At 33.1% G+C, this 16,060-nt stretch carries 17 protein-coding genes; 4 read left to right on the top strand and 13 right to left on the bottom strand.

Features of this window, described 5'->3' with window-relative positions:
• Positions 1 to 8 precede the first annotated feature (8 nt).
• From SMGD1_RS10510 to SMGD1_RS10485, 6 genes are read right to left on the bottom strand one after another with little or no spacing between them, the layout of a single operon-like run.
• Positions 9 to 839, bottom strand: coding sequence for a CheR family methyltransferase (locus SMGD1_RS10510; RefSeq protein ID WP_008336868.1), 831 nt, complete (start codon positions 837 to 839; stop codon positions 9 to 11).
• Complete coding sequence (locus SMGD1_RS10505; RefSeq protein WP_008334936.1) at positions 839 to 2,929, bottom strand: chemotaxis protein CheA; 2,091 nt, start codon at positions 2,927 to 2,929, stop codon at positions 839 to 841. The genes SMGD1_RS10510 and SMGD1_RS10505 overlap by 1 nt, the downstream gene beginning before the upstream one ends.
• Positions 2,922 to 3,185: a hypothetical protein gene (locus SMGD1_RS10500; RefSeq protein ID WP_008341322.1), complete on the bottom strand. Its 264-nt coding sequence runs from the start codon at positions 3,183 to 3,185 to the stop codon at positions 2,922 to 2,924. Before SMGD1_RS10500 ends, SMGD1_RS10505 begins: the two co-directional genes overlap by 8 nt.
• A complete protein-coding gene (locus SMGD1_RS10495; protein WP_008336583.1) occupies positions 3,186 to 5,165 on the bottom strand; it encodes a methyl-accepting chemotaxis protein in 1,980 nt (659 codons plus the stop codon).
• A complete protein-coding gene (locus tag SMGD1_RS10490; RefSeq protein WP_008341319.1) occupies positions 5,162 to 5,680 on the bottom strand; it encodes a chemotaxis protein CheW in 519 nt (172 codons plus the stop codon). Before SMGD1_RS10490 ends, SMGD1_RS10495 begins: the two co-directional genes overlap by 4 nt.
• Positions 5,681 to 5,682: 2 nt before the next feature.
• Positions 5,683 to 6,069 carry a response regulator gene (locus SMGD1_RS10485; RefSeq protein WP_008336067.1) on the bottom strand — a complete coding sequence of 129 codons (387 nt, stop codon included), beginning with the start codon at positions 6,067 to 6,069 and terminating at the stop codon, positions 5,683 to 5,685.
• Positions 6,070 to 6,294: 225 nt separating this feature from the next.
• On the opposite strand from SMGD1_RS10485, the gene SMGD1_RS10480 reads away from it, so the two are divergent.
• Positions 6,295 to 6,630: a hypothetical protein gene (locus SMGD1_RS10480; protein ID WP_008341317.1), complete on the top strand. Its 336-nt coding sequence runs from the start codon at positions 6,295 to 6,297 to the stop codon at positions 6,628 to 6,630.
• Here the strand turns inward: SMGD1_RS10480 and SMGD1_RS10475 are convergent.
• Together SMGD1_RS10475 and SMGD1_RS10470 are read right to left on the bottom strand one after the other, a co-directional pair.
• A complete protein-coding gene (locus SMGD1_RS10475) occupies positions 6,627 to 6,971 on the bottom strand; it encodes a hypothetical protein (RefSeq protein ID WP_008335168.1) in 345 nt (114 codons plus the stop codon). The genes SMGD1_RS10480 and SMGD1_RS10475 overlap by 4 nt on opposite strands.
• 55 nt (positions 6,972 to 7,026) lie before the next feature.
• Positions 7,027 to 7,338 (bottom strand): gamma-glutamylcyclotransferase family protein, encoded by a 312-nt coding sequence (locus SMGD1_RS10470; RefSeq protein WP_008341314.1) that lies wholly within the window; start codon positions 7,336 to 7,338, stop codon positions 7,027 to 7,029.
• A 104-nt stretch (positions 7,339 to 7,442) separates the two neighbouring features.
• Here SMGD1_RS10470 and SMGD1_RS10465 point away from each other — a divergent pair, with 104 nt between their 5' ends.
• Positions 7,443 to 8,390 carry a WD40 repeat domain-containing protein gene (locus SMGD1_RS10465; protein WP_008335274.1) on the top strand — a complete coding sequence of 316 codons (948 nt, stop codon included), beginning with the start codon at positions 7,443 to 7,445 and terminating at the stop codon, positions 8,388 to 8,390.
• On the opposite strand, the gene SMGD1_RS10460 is transcribed toward SMGD1_RS10465, so the two are convergent.
• The 4 genes from SMGD1_RS10460 to SMGD1_RS10445 are packed head-to-tail and all read right to left on the bottom strand — an operon-like array spanning position 8,387 to position 11,807.
• The gene (locus tag SMGD1_RS10460) at positions 8,387 to 8,842 is read right to left on the bottom strand and encodes a YaiI/YqxD family protein (RefSeq protein WP_008336589.1); all 456 of its coding nucleotides are present in this window, start codon (positions 8,840 to 8,842) and stop codon (positions 8,387 to 8,389) included. The genes SMGD1_RS10465 and SMGD1_RS10460 overlap by 4 nt on opposite strands.
• Positions 8,835 to 9,080, bottom strand: coding sequence for a GIY-YIG nuclease family protein (locus SMGD1_RS10455; RefSeq protein WP_171801006.1), 246 nt, complete (start codon positions 9,078 to 9,080; stop codon positions 8,835 to 8,837). Before SMGD1_RS10455 ends, SMGD1_RS10460 begins: the two co-directional genes overlap by 8 nt.
• Before the next feature lie 15 nt (positions 9,081 to 9,095).
• The gene (locus tag SMGD1_RS10450) at positions 9,096 to 10,355 is read right to left on the bottom strand and encodes a response regulator transcription factor (RefSeq protein ID WP_008341312.1); all 1,260 of its coding nucleotides are present in this window, start codon (positions 10,353 to 10,355) and stop codon (positions 9,096 to 9,098) included.
• Positions 10,356 to 11,807, bottom strand: a complete 1,452-nt coding sequence (locus tag SMGD1_RS10445) for an ATP-binding protein (RefSeq protein ID WP_008335766.1) — start codon at positions 11,805 to 11,807, stop codon at positions 10,356 to 10,358. It abuts the gene before it with no gap.
• A 98-nt stretch (positions 11,808 to 11,905) separates the two neighbouring features.
• Here SMGD1_RS10445 and SMGD1_RS10440 point away from each other — a divergent pair, with 98 nt between their 5' ends.
• Both SMGD1_RS10440 and SMGD1_RS10435 read left to right on the top strand, forming a co-directional pair.
• Positions 11,906 to 12,856 carry a 5'-nucleotidase gene (locus tag SMGD1_RS10440; protein ID WP_008336513.1) on the top strand — a complete coding sequence of 317 codons (951 nt, stop codon included), beginning with the start codon at positions 11,906 to 11,908 and terminating at the stop codon, positions 12,854 to 12,856.
• Positions 12,857 to 12,989: 133 nt separating this feature from the next.
• The gene (locus SMGD1_RS10435; protein WP_008336783.1) at positions 12,990 to 13,739 is read left to right on the top strand and encodes a response regulator transcription factor; all 750 of its coding nucleotides are present in this window, start codon (positions 12,990 to 12,992) and stop codon (positions 13,737 to 13,739) included.
• Between the two features lie 17 nt (positions 13,740 to 13,756).
• On the opposite strand, the gene SMGD1_RS10430 is transcribed toward SMGD1_RS10435, so the two are convergent.
• Positions 13,757 to 16,042: an ATP-binding protein gene (locus tag SMGD1_RS10430; protein ID WP_008335385.1), complete on the bottom strand. Its 2,286-nt coding sequence runs from the start codon at positions 16,040 to 16,042 to the stop codon at positions 13,757 to 13,759.
• Between the last annotated feature and the right edge of the window lie 18 nt (positions 16,043 to 16,060).

Genomic DNA, 16,060 nt, shown 5'->3' with positions numbered 1-16,060 from the left:
TGTCCCCTTTATTTTAGTTGATAAATTGATGGCGAGACCAATTTATAGTTTAGTTTTTTATTTTGAATAGACTCTGAGTGTCCAACAAAGACTCTAGAGCCTTTCCTAAGCAAGTTTGTGAACTCAAATAATAACTGGTCTTGAGTTTTACGGTCAAAATAGATCATAACGTTTCTGCAAAAAATCACATCAAACTTATTTTTAAATATCGTGTAATCACCTGTTACAAGGTTAAAAGAGCGAAAAATAATGTACTTTTTCAACTCATCTTTTATAGCAAATGCCTTACCGCCATTTTTGCCTATTGCCGGAATAAAATACTTGTATTTCATATGTTTAGGAATACTTTGCATATTTTTCTCTTCATAGATTCCATTTTGTGCATGTTGCAGCATATTCTCAGAAATATCTGTTGCCAAGATCTTAATATCCCACTTATGAAAATCATTCAAATGCTCTTTTAAAAACATAAGAATACTGTATGGCTCTTCACCGCTAGAACAAGCCGCCGACCAGATGCGAATACGCTTATTCTCTCTGTCAAACATTGTATCTATATTTTGTAAAAGATATATCCACTGACTATCTTCACGAAAAAAAGAAGTAACATTTGTTGTGATTGCATTTACCAGCATTATTAGCATCTGATCGCTCTTGTCATCAGCTATCTTCTCATATAGCTCACTATAACTATTGAGCTCAAACTTTATAAGCCATTTTCTAAGACGTGTTTGTACAAGTGTACGTTTGTGTTCTGAAAGATTGATGCCTATTTCATGATATATCAGTTCTTGAAATTTTTCAAATACCTCATGGCTAAGTTCTTTTTCGTAAGGCACTAATTATACTCTCCGTAATTTATCAACTCTTCTACATTTAGAATAAGTGCTATCTCTCCACTACCCATAATTGCGCTACCTGAGAACTCTTTTAGTCTTGAGAGAACAGGTCCTAAAGATTTAATAACGACCTGCTGTCTACCTATGAGGTCATCTATTAAAATAGTATACTTGCCATGAGCACTATCTACACATATCAGTGTAGATTCCCATATATTCGGTGCTTTATCATCCAACTCTAATGTCTGATTTAACCTCACTACTGGAAGCATCTCCCCTCTTAGATCAACAAATTCTCCCTTATGTTTAATGGTATGAACCATATTTTTACTTGGGAAAAATGATTCAATAACTGAGAGCGTAGGAATAATAAATGTATTACCTGCACTACTAACTAACATCCCGTCTATAATAGCCAGCGTTAAAGGAAGAATAATAGTAAAAGTTGTTCCCTTACCTAGCTGAGATTTAATCTCTACTTTTCCGTGTAATTTATTTATAGATGCTACTACTACATCTAATCCAACTCCTCGTCCTGATAGATCTGTTACAGTCTCTAAAGTAGAGAATCCTGGTTCCATTATTAGGGCATATATTTGAGAATCACTAAGTTCGTCATCTTTTTTTACTAAACCTTTTTCAAGTGCTTTAGCAAAAATTTTATCTCTATTTATACCTCTACCATCATCAGAGACTTCTATAGCTATACTTCCGCCTTTGTGAAAGGCTCTAAGAGATATTCTTCCAACAGCCGGTTTACCAAGTTTTGCTCTATCTTCAGGGTTACTTTCAAGTCCATGATCTATAGCATTACGTATTAGATGGATAAGAGGATTTGACAATTCATCAATCATTATCTTATCTATCTCAGTTTCAACACCGTGAAGTTCAAGAGATATCTCTTTATTTATCTTTCTGGACGCATCTCTTGCAACGAGTTTCATCTTGTCAAAAGTATCACCAATAGCAACCATTCTAAGAGACATTACCTTACTCTGAATCAACTTTGTGATTTTTGAGAGCAGACTCATTGTCTGAGTAACACGTTCACTCTTAATGCGCTTAATATCTTCATTTTCTGCTATAAAGTTTTGCGCAACAACAAGTTCACCTATAGATGCGAAAAGTTCATCTAACTTACTCGTGTTTACTTTAACAAAAGAACGTACTTCCCTATTGTTTATACTTCTGCCTACACTTTCTTCATTTTTCTCTTCAACTATTTCTTCTATATCATCCTCAACAGATGGCATCTCTTCTTGTAAAGTTTTATCGAAGATTTTATTGATGTACTCCATAGTAAATTCGTGTTCTTCAATATACTCAAAAAGTTCGTGAATATCTGAAGATGGACTTCTGCTGGCTAAGATAAGATCAACTCTACCTATAGTGCTCTTTTGTGGATCGAAAGTAGTAAGATCTGGTATATCACTCATATCCCACCATGATTCTAATATATGTCCCTCTTCGCTAAGCAGCTTAAAGAGTTTCGCATGGTCGAACCCACGAAAATATATATCTTCATCAAGGCTAAATGATATGTGGTAGAGTTCTTCACCATCTTCAAGCTTAGAACTGTAGTTTATAATCTCATCAGCACTAAACTTGATGCCATTTACAGATTTAGATAAATTAAGTTCTGAAAATTCAACCGACAAATCTGCCAATGGTTTAGCGGATACTTTAGAAGGAGATGATTTTGTAACTTTTTTTGATATCATCTCTTTCATAGCATCTATAGTTTCATCGAAGTTCTCAGGTAGTCCACCCTCACCATTTACCTCTAAGGACAAAACATCTTTAATAATGCAAACAGCTTGTAAAAAGATATCTATATTCTCATGTGTAACTATTTCATCACTACTACGATAATGATCAAGGACATCTTCAAAACTATGAACAAACTGACCAAGTCTGTTAAATCCAAAAGAGTTAGCACTTCCCTTTAGAGTGTGAACACCACGGAACAACTCATTTATTAAGTTCTTATCTTCTGGTGTATCTTCAAAATCTACGATATCTATATCAAGCTTCTCGATTATCTCGGTAGCTTCTTCAATAAATATTTCGCGTATTTTATCTTTAGTCATGTCTCACCCAATGGATTAATCCGTATTGATCACACTCCACATCATTATCTATCATTTCTATAACAATACTAGGTTTTGTTTTTTTAACACTATGAAGCAGACCAAACAAAGCTGAAGATGCAAAAATTGATGTATCTTGAATCACCTTTATCTCCTCGATATATTCGAGCCTTGGTGCTATAAAGTTTTTCAGCTCTATAACACCTTTTATATCAGTGCTAAGTTCTATTTCGAGTATGTCACCATCAATAGTCATCTAAAATTCCTTGAGGTCCTCTTCATCTAGAGGGAAAATGTCCTTTGGCTCATTTGATACAAAGCCTCTTTTTCTATTTTCTCTAGGCGTTTGGCTCTGATACACTGGTTTATATGAAGTTGTTCTTGTCTCAGCAACAACTTCACCAACCATTTTAGCTATAACTTTTACCATCTCATTCATGGAAATGGCTTGTGCATTTAACTCTTCAGCAGATGCTGCTGCCTCTTCACTCGTTGCTGCATTTTGTTGAGTAACATTATCTATCTCACCCATTGCCATTGCAATTTGATTCATCCCATCACTCTGTTCTTTTGATGATAATGCTATCTCTGTAATAAGGGCAGATGTTCCCTCGATACGTTCTAAAATCTCTTCAAAAGCTTGAGATGTTGTTTTTGCTATCTCTGTACCATTTTTTGTTTGAGATATAGACTCTTCTATTATTGTAGAGATTTCATTTGACGCTTCTGAAGAACGCTGTGCGAGACTCTTAACCTCATCAGCAACAACTGCAAAACCTAAACCGTGTTCACCTGCACGTGCTGCTTCAACGGCTGCATTTAGAGCAAGAAGTTTTGTTTGTGCTGCGATTTCATCAATTGTTTTAATAATTTTAGAAATGCGCTCACTAGAGCTATTGATGGCAATCATTGCACTAATCAACTCTTTACCTTTGTGACTTCCATTTTGAGCTGAGTCTTTTGATTTCTTAGCTAAAATGTCTGCTTCATTCAGGTTAGCACTGTTTTGCGTGTTAATAGCAGTTGACTCTTCTATTGTTGCACTAACCTCTTCAACTCCACTCGCTTGCTCACTTGCTCCTTGAGCAAGAGCTGTAGATGAGTCAGTAATCTCGGTAGATGCACTAACAACCTGATTGTTAGACTCCATAATTGACTTAACTGCTTTAATAATTGGCTTGCTTATATAACTACCAAGAGTTAATGCAGCAATAAGGATCAATACTAAAAACACTGCAGCCATTATAAGAATATTGTTTCTTAGCTCATAGACAGTAGCTAATATTTCATCTTCATCTATTTCAGCAATAATTGCCCAATGAAGATTATCATAAACAAATGGTGCATAAGAAGAGAGAACTCTTATTCCTCTATAATCAGTTATAAACTCAGTATCCATTTGACCAGCTATTGCACCGCTAGATGCTACAGTTTTAACTGAGCCTTTATCTTTATTTGCAAATGAAGCTTTTAATGAGTGAGTATCTGCATTTATGAAACTATCACTACGCATTAGGTAGTCTTGTCCAACTAAGTAAGTCTCTCCAGTGCCACCCATACCAATGCGCTCTTGCATTATTTTATTAATCATCTTAGGTGATATCTGAACAATAATCACACCAAAAGTACTTCCCTGTTTAAGCATCGGCACACTCATAAACATAGTTGCTTCACCGTTTGATGGAGAGTAAGAACTCATATCAACTAAATGAGCTTTACCATCTGCAACTGTTTTTTCCCATGCTTTTGCAATCATAGTAGATCTGAGTTGTCCTGTTTTAAGATTTTCACCAAGATCTGATTTCTTATTTGCACTATACATAACGTGACCATGTTTTGAGCATACTAAGTAGAAATCATCAAGTTCATTTTTTTGTATAAAGCCTTGAAAATATTCATCAAATTCAGAGTAAATTCTCTTTACTTCTGACTTTTCTGTAATGTTAAAACTAGAGGTTGGAGCTACTTTATACTTGTCATGAACATTTCTTAGTTTGATGTAAAGATCATAGATTTTTCTATCTTCACCCATATTTCCAAGACCAAGTTCTAGCATCTTAAAATATGTGCCAAGTTGCTTACTTTTTAGATCCCTCGCCATCTCTAGTTTATTTTCCGCTTCTTTAGTCAGTGCTTTAACTGAAGAGATAGATGACGTTAGTGCCATGATTAAAAATGGCCCTGCACCTACCAATAATAGTGCTGCAACCAACTGTTTTTTAATAGTCATTTTCATGATTTCACCTTTTTTGTCTGTTTTTCATTTAATTTTATTGTTTTAATATCTAGCAGTTCAGATGCTTCAAATATCTTTTGCAAGTCTAAAAGCATAACAACGACATTTTCATCTATCTCTGCAACTTTTTCTATAAATGATGTATCTATGTTGTTACCGAAGTTAGGAGTATCTACGATATGATCATCATCTAGAAGTATCACATCTTCAACCTGGTCTACAATAAAACCTATTGAGATTCCATCGACTTCATATATGATGATTGCAGTGTTTACATCAGATTCTTTTTCATCCATTCCAAATTTCAGCCTTATATCTATTACAGGGATAATAGAACCACGCAGATTAATAATACCTTTAATAAATTTCGGTGTTTTTGGGATATTCGTAATGTGTATTGGTGCAATAATCTCTTTTATCTTTGAGATGCTAAGCCCATATAATTCATCTTCAACAAAGAAGGTCAAATATTTATTTGCCATCGTGTGCTTTTTCTTTGGTGTATCTTTTATCACTGTTAAATTCCTAGAACCATCTTGATTGATTTTACCAGCTTCTCATCACTAAATGGTTTAACCATCCAGCCAGTAACTCCTATCTCTTTTCCTCTTGCCTTCATCTGAGCAGAGCTCTCAGTAGTAAGGATAAGTATAGGTTTTGTTTTGAAGGCTTCTAGTTGTTTTATTTCGGTAACAAGTTCCAAACCATCAAGTTGTGGCATATTCACATCACTAATAAGCAAATCAAAATCTTCTCTACCCTCTACTAATGCATCTCGCAATTCTACAGGACTTAAATATGTAACAAGGGTAATAGATCCATCTGCTACCAACTCATCTAAAGCCATTTCAGCTGTCACTAAAATAGTCCGAGAATCATCTACTAATATAATTTTCTTAGCCAAAACAAAACTCCTTATATGGCTTTATTATACCTATTTTCATTTAAATGTCTACATATTATCTGTCAATAATATTGTTGAATAACAATTTTTTATTATGAAGATAACAATTACAATATATTATATAACTATATATAATTTTATTTAAATAGTTATACTACTAATATTTTATATATCTTTTAAGTAAGCTTAAGTGTTATAATATCGGTACAAATAAGGAAAGCTGTTATGAAAACACCAACAAATGTTCAAGGGATGGATGCAAATGCTATGGACGGCGTTTACAATGAAGCGATTTTATTTTTTATTATTTTTGCAACGATGTCCATAATCTCTTTAATCATATCAAAAAGAAATGCCAAAAAATATGAACAAGAGCATTCGATTAAGGAGAGAAAAGATGCCAAAATAAAAGATGAATTAATACAAAAACACCTGAACTCTTCAAGCATAAAAATCATGGGTAAAAAAACAAAAAATGAAGAGTTGCTAAACAAGCTGAACAATGGAGCAATAAACAAAGAAGAGTACAAAATATTAAAAGATCATCTGGACTCTATTTAATAACTGCTTCCTTTGTCTCTATTATCTAAAAAAAGTTTTCTTACAAATTCCAGTTGAGAGCCTATAAACTCACTGCTTGTATATGTGAAATCAAATTTATTTTTTATTTTGTCTAAAAATATTAGTGAGTTTGAATGGTCAGTATGAGCTAAAAATACTATCAACAAATCAGAGCTAAGTTGTTGAACTATATCTATTTGTCTTGTATTATTTTCTAAAATATCAAAAGCTTTATTATCATCAGAATTTATTAATATTGCAGACAGAGGAAGTTTATAACGAGAAGCCCTGTAGAACTCATCTTCTCCTATGTTTAGAACATTTTCTATCATCAGTTCCATCTGATTCCCTTTTTCTGTGTAAGACCTAAGAAATTATACTACACAAAAATTCAAATTAACCTATTTGCTCATTTAAAAGATATACCCAGGCTGTAGCTTTAGTACCATCTTCCAAAACTATCTCTTTTTCTTGTCTTTTAAAAAAATGAGGCATATTTTCATAATCATCTATCTCGTTAATCTCATCTTGTGTTACTTCAAAAAGAAGTCCGCTGATAACATTTGTTCCCTTGTACATCTCTTGGAGTAATGGAAAGTTTCCACTCATTATTTCATATGCTCCGGTAAGTGTCCCTGGCTTTACTTCTTTTCCCCTTGTAAATTTGCTTTTTTGCAGTGTCCCGTAACTAAATATCTTTAAACTCATTTTCTGTCCTTTTAATTTAGATAATTCTTAATACATTCTATAACATAAGGATAGCATGGAAATAGCAATCACTCATTTTATAAAAAATCTTGTATAATGCCCTCATGTTTAAACTAATATTCACCTTTTTACTACTGCTATCCGTAGTTGTGGCAAAAGATATCCTTCCGACCTTCAAACTTCGTTCAGTTGGTTTTGTAAGTGACTTTGTCGTAGATGCCAACCTTCTATATGCTGCTAATGATATGGGAACTATAGATGTATTTGACCTTAATAGTAAAAAAATTATCAATCAGATTATCCTTCCTCCTGTTACTACTGCCATGAACAAACTCATATCTGCAAATATTATGAGTGTTGATTATCTAAATGGCAAAGTTCTCATAGTCAGCGTCGGAAAAGATGCTTATAGAAACGTATGGGTATATGAGAACTATGAACTTAAGAACATAATAAATGAAGAAAAAAAACTAACTATCAAAGAAGCTCGTTTTTTAAGTGACGGGCAGATTATTTTTGGAACACTAGGCTCAGAAGTAATCCTTCATGACAGACGTGAACAATACAACATTTACAAGACTCAAGCCTCACACAGTACACTCGGTGATATAATGCTGAGTAGTGACAAAACTGAGATAGTAATTGCAGACGAAAGTGGCGCAATTAAGCTTTTAGATGCCAAAAGTTCTAAGATAAAACGTACCTACGATTCACAAAATGTTGATAATATCTTTCATGTTGCCTATAGTAACGGTGTGGTTCTAACCGCCGGACAAGATAGACGAATAGCTGTATATCAAAATGGACAAAAAGATTACCACATTAAAAGTAACTTTTTAGTCTACTGTGTTGGTCTGAGTCCAAGTGCGGAAACAGGTGTATACTCAAGCGGGGAAGAACACTACCTACAACTGTTTAACCCAACTACAAAGATTCAAGGTGATCGCCTTGTAGGTCATGACAAGCCTGTAAATCAAATAAGATTTATAAATGAAAAAGAGCTTTTTAGCTCTGAGGGCAGAAGAGATATTTTCTACTGGAAATTAGACTAATTTTTACACCACTTTGCCAAAAAACTGTTTAACTGGTTTGCAAATTCATGAGCATCTTTAGAAGAAAATGCTTTTGGTCCTCTAGTCAACTCTCCACTATCACGAATCTTCTCCATCAAGTCTCTCATAGCAAGATATTGTTTGATGTTGTCAACACTATAAAGTTCGCCACGATGATCTATTGCATGAGCATTTTTACTTATAACTCTGTCAGCTAGTGGAATATCAGCAGTAATAACTAAATCACCTTCTTGAACCATCTCTACAATTTTATGGTCAGCTTCATCAGCTCCAGCATCTACAATCATATACGTTATATTTTTAGATTTTCCAATATCTATTTTTTTGTTTGAAACAACAAAAGTATCAATTCCAAGCCTCTCAATTGAGCGAAATAAAATCGGCTTTAGAAGGTTTGGAAAAGCATCTCCGTCTACATATACATTAAGCATTTATCAATTCCAATTTCTCTTTTCGTTTTAGTTTTTTGATGGCATGTTCCCGTTTTGATGCACTACTTCTATCATCTTGTGCTTCACTGTAAACAAGCTTTACGGGACGGCGTATTTTTGTGTACTTTGCACCCTTGTCTGAGTTATTATGCTCATCAAGCCGTCTTTGCACATCAGTGGCTATTCCCGTATATAAAGTGTTATCGTCACATTCAAGTATATAAACAAAGTAAGACATAATATAATTATACTATCACATTAAATCAAATGCGTTGATTAAGTCTACTTCTAAATCATTTAACTTTTTACTGGTATCGAGTTTTAGCAGTTTAGCCTGTGTTGATAAGTGAAACTTCAGATCTGTTCTATCATGCTTAGTAAATAGCTCTTCCGTAGATAACTGTATGTCTTTAAGTTTTTTATATACTTCACTCATATCATACTTATCAGAGATTATTACTATTTGATTCACTCCAAAATAGCCAATAAAAGCATTTGGCAACTGCTCATCTTTAATCTCTTTTACAATAGTAGAGAACTCTACCTCTACGGCTGTAGCTTCTACTTTACCGTACCATTTCGCAATATTTTCAAAGTTCTTTGCACTAACTATAATTACACCCAATTCACTGACACCATGTTTTAAAAGCTCTATTTTTTCTAAAACAAATTTTCTGATTGGTAACTTTGTATGTTCATCTTTATAAAGTGCATTATGAATAGCTGTTATATCAGTAAAAGTAAGTATATGACTATTTTCATCTTCTAGTTTTGTTGAAGTGACCTGATACTCGTAAGTTTTTGCATCTTTTATGATTCTTACTTTTTTCTCATCATCATCTAACTGCTCTAGCTGTTTTATAAGATCTTTGTTTGAAGCAGCATTTACACAGTGAGATGCTTCTTCAAAAAGTACGCCTATCTCTGGCATCTCAAGTTTGAGTGTATCATATGAATCAAATCCTCCTATCTCTAAAAAAGCTCTATTTGCCATAGTAACTTCATTATCTTTGATGATAACGATTCCAATGTTAATCTCATCAACAATTATTTGAGCGTTTTTAGAAAGCGAGATAATCTCATCTTGGAGCTGTTCTCTCTCATTCTCAAATGTAAGTTCTTCTGCTATTTTGTAAAGTACATATAAAAACTGCTTATTATTAAATGGTTTCAATACAAATCTATTAACATCAAGGTTTATCAGTTTCATTAGATACTCACTGTCATTATGAGCAGAAGTAACCAGAATAATCTGATCATAATATATCTCTTTTATAGCTTCGATCATCTCTATACCATTCATATTTGGCATATTTATATCAGTGATAACAACATCAAACTCACGTTTTTCATACTTTGCTAGGCCTATAGCCCCATCTTCCGCCAAAACTACATCTGGAAAAAAACGACCTAAAAAACTGGCTGTCTGAGTACGGATAACTTCATCATCTTCTACATATAATACGGAACATGTCGAGGCATATGTTTTCAACTTGACAATATTGATTTCCACTTACATCCCCTCTTTTACAGGTATTTTAATAGTAAAACTTGTTGAATCATCTTTAGTTTCAACACTAAGAATTCCTTGAAGATGGTCTTCAACAATCATCTTGGACATATAAAGCCCAAGACCTGTACCGTTTTTCTTATCTTTTGTACTAAAGTATGGATCAAATATCTTTTCTATAATATCTTTAGGAATCCCGCCTGCATTATCTTGCACAACTATTTGAATGCTGCCGTTTATCTTTTTGGTTGAGAGCTTTATAACCCGTTCTTGAATCTTGTTCTCAACATATGCATCCATCGCATTTTTAACAAGGTTTAAAATTATCTGCATTAGATCATTTTTCTTTGTCATAGTCTTTACATTATCTTCATAGTCTCGCTCTAACTCAATACCATGGTTTTTAAGTGTAGAACTGATCACATGACAAGACTCATCTATAACAGCATTTGCATCTACTATTTCTGATTTACAATCAGGCTTGAAAAAGTTTTTAAAATCATCTATTGTGTGTGAGAGGTAACCTATCTGCTTATTAATAAGATTTAGATTTTTGGTAAACCTATCTTCATCAATATCTTCTAACTCAATATCTAATAGCAGGTTATTCGTAGTCATACTCATTCCGGTGAGTGGTTGTCTCCACTGATGGGCTATCATGCTTATCATCTCACCCATAGCTGCAAAACGAGACTGTTTTGCTATGAACTGATCTTTTTTATTAAGCTGTATGACAAAATATCTAACAGTAAAATATATACTTAAAAAGACAAAGAGCATCAATGCTTCTACAAGCGAGAAAAAAATCATCATATTATCATCTGAATCAACAGCAGAATAGATAGCATTTATAGAACGTATATGTCCTTCTTTTTCATTAAATCCATTCTCAGTCCCATACATCTCCAGCATATCTTTTGGTGCATCTTTATAATCGCCGTGGCATCTTAGACAAGCCTTAGTGTTTTTTCTCGTTGGAAGTGCAAAAAAGAGATAATCTTCGCCGTTAAGTTTGATTCTCTCAGAATAAGATTTTATATCTGTTTCGTTAAAAAGTTTTAATATTTTTGACTCATAAGCAGTCGCTTTATTCAGAGGATTTGTAGGATTGTCACTTGCAAACTTAAATTCAATTTTATTGATTATATGTTCTTGATTTGCTATATTTTCTTGAAATATTTTATCTACATGTCCAATGATAAAAGTAGATGACAATAGAGCAGGATTAAAGTACTCTTTTGAAAGGTTATAATCGTTTATAAGTTCATAAACGGCAGGCTTTTGAAACTCTGAAACATACTTCTGCATAGACTCTGAGAGAAGTACATTTTGCCTAATCAGTTTATAAGCTTCTTTCTCATGATAAACATCTAAAACAAAATAAAAAACAGTAGAACCAAACATAAAAGTAACGATGAAGATTATTGTTATTTTTCGGATTAGTTTATCTAACATTTAAATACCTACTTATAATATTTAATAATCATATCATAAAAATTAGATTTTTTTTAGTATAATCAATCTAATAAAACTAGAAGTCACAAGGATATTTTTTGGCATTTAACTTAGAAAACACTCTCGTTATTGGAATCTCTGCTACTGCGCTTTTTGACCTATCCAAAGAAGATAAACTTTTTGAAAAAGAGTTTAAAAACAATCCAGAAAATGCTATTCAAAGATACAGAGAGTATATGCTTAATAATGAGCACTTGCCGCTTGAAGAAGGAATAGGTTTTCCTCTTATAAAATCGCTTCTTGATTTGAATAAGTATCAAAAAAAAGGTGACTCTCCACTTGTTGAAGTTGTGATAATGTCAAGAAACTCTCCAGACACAGGAGTAATGGTTTTGAATAATATAAAAAAACAAAATCTACATATAACACGTTCTGCTTTTACTGCCGGTGAATCAAGTGCAGACTACTTAGAAGCTTTTGATGTTGACCTTTTTTTAACTACAAATGAAGCAGATGCACAAAAAGTCATAGATAAAAAGGTATGTGCTTCTGCTGTTTTATCTACACCTCCTGAGTATAAATGTGATATACCAGATGGCCAAGTAAGAATTGCTTTTGATGGTGATGCAGTACTTTTTGATGAGAGCAGTGAGCTTGTTTATAAGACAGATGGAATAGAAGCTTTTCATGAAAACGAGCACAACTCTCAAGACATTCCTATGAATGAAGGACCCTTTGCATCTTTTTTAAAAAAACTTGCACGCTTACAAGAGAGACTTCCCATGAAGATGGAGCTTTCACCGGTTAGGATAGCTTTAGTAACTGCAAGGAATGCTCCTTCAGATATAAGAGTAATCAAGACTTTAAGACACTGGGGAGTATATGTTGATGAAGCTTTTTTTCTAGGCGGAATAGAGAAGAGTAAAATACTAAAAGCTTTTAAAGCTCATATATTTTTTGATGATCAAGATGTACATCTCAAGACCTCCTCATTAGTTGTACCCTGTGGAAAAGTGTTATATCCATCTTCTTCAGCATTAAAAAATTAAAAAAAATTGAGTGATTTTGTAACAATACTGTAATATTTTCTATTTGCTATTGTAAATAACAAAAAGTTATATTATAATAAGCGATAATTTATCACAAAATAATCATTATTTTTTGATACACAAAGGGTTAAAAATGGTTAAAAATAGTATTATAGTTGTAGAAGATGATGAAATCACAGCACTAAATCTCAACTTATCACTTCAAAAACATGGTTACAACGTGATTGCAGTGTGTGATAATGCTACTCAGGCAAAAAATAAGATTCAGGCATACAAACCTGATCTTGTAATTATAGACATCTCTCTAGATGAGAGTAACGATGGAATAGAACTGGCAAAAGTAGTACGCCAAAAATATAATATCCCATTTATATTCCTTACTTCTTACAGTGATGATGACATAATTGCACAAGCAAAACTGACTGAACCATACGGCTACATTGTAAAGCCATTTGACCCAAACTCTCTTCATGCAACCATTCAGATGGCTATTTTCAAGTATGAAGTTGAGAACGAAAGAAAAGATAATATAGACTCACTTAAAGTTGATAAATTAAATTTAGAGAAACTTCTTTACTCAAAAAGAGCTTCTGATAAACCTATTGTTCCTTTTGGCGATAAATATCACCTTGACATTAGTGTATGTGAAACATTTTATAATGGTAAAAAAATCAAACTTACTAAAAAAGAGAATGCATTTTTGCGTCTACTTGTAGCACAACTAGGACTAGTTGTTAGTTTCGAGCAAGCAATGAACTATGTTTGGGATGAAAGCGGTGCAACAGAAAACAGCGTAAGAACTCTTGTTTGGAGACTAAGAAACAAACTTGAGACTGATATCATCAAAAATGCTTCGGGTATAGGTTACTACATAGAAGAATAAACTTCTAAAAAAGGGTTTTAAGAAATATTTATTTCTTGAACTCTCTCTCTAATTTTTTCAAAAACTTTCATATAATTATATTCACTATTTTTAGACTTCGCCATATTCTCCATTTCACTGGCACTGTTTTGCAAGAACTCTATCCTAAAGTTTCCACTAGATCCTTTGATGCTATGCGCATTAAGTGCAATCTTTTTATAGTCTTTTGCTTCTATGGCAGTTTTAAGCTCAGGTATCTGCTTTTTCATCTTTTTAATAAATAGATTAAGAAGCATTAGTAACTCATCTTCATTCAACATCAATTCATCTTTTAACTTTTGAGCATCTAGCCCTGAAATACTACTTTGAAAATTTTTGACTTTTTCTTTTACCGCTTCTTGTGCAGAGTTTATTTTTAAATAAAGTGCGAAAACTCTCTCTAGCTCTTTTAAAATTATTGGCTTACCTAAAAATGAGTCAAAGCCACTTAATAGTCCTCTCTCTTTTGCACCTTTTATTACATTTGCAGTAAGAGCTGAGACTGGGGTGTGTCTAAGTCCTCTTTTTATCTCATACTCTGCAATCTTATTAACTGCCTCATTTCCGTCCATAACCGGCATCTGCTCATCCATGAGTATCATGTCGTAGTTATTTAGCTTATATAATTCTACTGCTTCATAACCATTCTCAGCAAGATCATATGTAAGACCATACTTTTGAAGTAAGATTTTAATAAGCTCTTGATTTGCTTCATTATCCTCAGCTACAAGAATATGCCCTATAAACTTCGTACTTACTTCGTGTTGATGAGGAGAGTATGAATCAGGATTTAGCAGTTCATTAAAAGTATCTCTGATTTTTGAACAGTATAAAGGAAATGAGATAGATGTGATATTGTCATATTTATCATATTCATCATTTGGCTTACTAACCATAGCTATAAATTTTTTGTCCGAGTTTATTGCTTTGCTTATAAACTCTCTGTCAACATCTTCTTCAACAAATAGAGCAATGTCAAACTCTTTGTCTATACTATCTATTATCTCTGTATTCATTCCAAATACATCTGCATATCTTAAAAAAGATTCCTCTTTATATCTATTCTTTGACTCTTTTGAAATGATTGCAATTTTAAGAGTTTTAAATGCCGTAACATCTTCATAAATAGGGCATAGTTCGCTGTGTGCATCTACTGGCATCTCTACCCAGAACTCACTTCCGTTACCAACTATCGACTTGGCATGAACACTTCCATTCATATGACGTGCAAGTTGATGACAAATTGAAAGTCCTAAACCTGTGCCATCACAGTTTTTCTGTTGACTATGTTGCGCCTGAGCGAAAGCTGTAAATATATTTTCTATATCTTCTTCGGCGATTCCTATACCACTGTCAGTTACACTTAGTTTAAGTATTCCATGATGACAGGCAGCTTCTACACTTATGTGACCTCCATTTGGAGTAAACTTAATTGCGTTACTTAAAAAGTTGGAAAGTATCTGCTTAATTCTAAGAGCATCTGCATATAACTCTTTTGGAATGTGCGGATCAATAAAAGATGTGATAGTTATATCTTTAACGTTTGCACTTGCAACAAAAAGCTCCATTGTATGGCTTATTTCATCATGAAGAGAAAATATTTTTGGCTCAATAGTAAACTCACCACTGCGAAGTTTTGAAAAGTCCAGAATATCATTTATAATACTGAGAAGATTCTCTCCACTATTTAAAATAATGTCTAAATATGTTCTATGTTTTTTAGACACATCTTCATCTATCAGAAGGTTTACAAAACCTAAAATAGCATTCAGAGGAGTTCTAATCTCATGTGACATATTAGATAAAAAATACTCTTTAGCTTGTGAAGCTTTATCTGCTTCGAGCCTTGCGTCAATTAGTTTTTGAAAGATAGTGTCTGTGTAGTACTTTAAAATACCTCTAAAGTTTTTATCAAAGATATAAGAGATTTCATTCGCCATCTCCTTTGAATCGAGATCTTTGTCATATGAAAAATCAATCATTGAACGACGAAAGTGACTACAGATCTCAAAAAGCTCGTCTGCGCTAATCTCTCTATTTTTTAAATATGAGAGTAAATCTTGCATAATAGGACAGTTTCCTATTTTAACATCTCCAGATATAACTCCCATAAAATAGTCAAAAACACCACTGGCATACTCTTGTAAAAAGTAATCTCTGTCTATATCATGCAGTTGCAAAATTTTCTGTGGTGGGCCATATGACAACCACTGAGATAAAATATCATTTTTATTAGCTATAAATATCTCTTGTGTATCAATTAAATTTGGTACTTGTGATTTCATATATTTACCTATTTAAAC

The organism is Sulfurimonas gotlandica GD1, from assembly GCF_000242915.1.
In the GTDB taxonomy this organism is placed as follows: domain Bacteria; phylum Campylobacterota; class Campylobacteria; order Campylobacterales; family Sulfurimonadaceae; genus Sulfurimonas; species Sulfurimonas gotlandica.
The sequence above is the reverse complement of the archived record's forward strand: the minus strand, read 5'-3'. Positions and strand labels throughout refer to the sequence as shown.

Excerpts from the sequence above, each read along its gene's own strand:
- SMGD1_RS10505 (WP_008334936.1), bottom strand. The coding sequence starts at position 2,929 with ATGACTAAAGATAAAATACGCGAAATATTTATTGAAGAAGCTACCGAG.
- SMGD1_RS10455 (WP_171801006.1), bottom strand. The coding sequence starts at position 9,080 with ATGTCTTACTTTGTTTATATACTTGAATGTGACGATAACACTTTATAT.
- SMGD1_RS10445 (WP_008335766.1), bottom strand. The coding sequence starts at position 11,807 with ATGTTAGATAAACTAATCCGAAAAATAACAATAATCTTCATCGTTACT.
- SMGD1_RS10470 (WP_008341314.1), bottom strand. The coding sequence starts at position 7,338 with ATGAGTTTAAAGATATTTAGTTACGGGACACTGCAAAAAAGCAAATTT.
- SMGD1_RS10480 (WP_008341317.1), top strand. The coding sequence starts at position 6,295 with ATGAAAACACCAACAAATGTTCAAGGGATGGATGCAAATGCTATGGAC.
- SMGD1_RS10435 (WP_008336783.1), top strand. The coding sequence starts at position 12,990 with ATGGTTAAAAATAGTATTATAGTTGTAGAAGATGATGAAATCACAGCA.
- SMGD1_RS10500 (WP_008341322.1), bottom strand. The coding sequence starts at position 3,185 with ATGACTATTGATGGTGACATACTCGAAATAGAACTTAGCACTGATATA.
- SMGD1_RS10430 (WP_008335385.1), bottom strand. The coding sequence starts at position 16,042 with ATGAAATCACAAGTACCAAATTTAATTGATACACAAGAGATATTTATA.
- SMGD1_RS10460 (WP_008336589.1), bottom strand. The coding sequence starts at position 8,842 with ATGCTTAATGTATATGTAGACGGAGATGCTTTTCCAAACCTTCTAAAG.
- SMGD1_RS10465 (WP_008335274.1), top strand. The coding sequence starts at position 7,443 with ATGTTTAAACTAATATTCACCTTTTTACTACTGCTATCCGTAGTTGTG.
- SMGD1_RS10475 (WP_008335168.1), bottom strand. The coding sequence starts at position 6,971 with ATGGAACTGATGATAGAAAATGTTCTAAACATAGGAGAAGATGAGTTC.
- SMGD1_RS10495 (WP_008336583.1), bottom strand. The coding sequence starts at position 5,165 with ATGAAAATGACTATTAAAAAACAGTTGGTTGCAGCACTATTATTGGTA.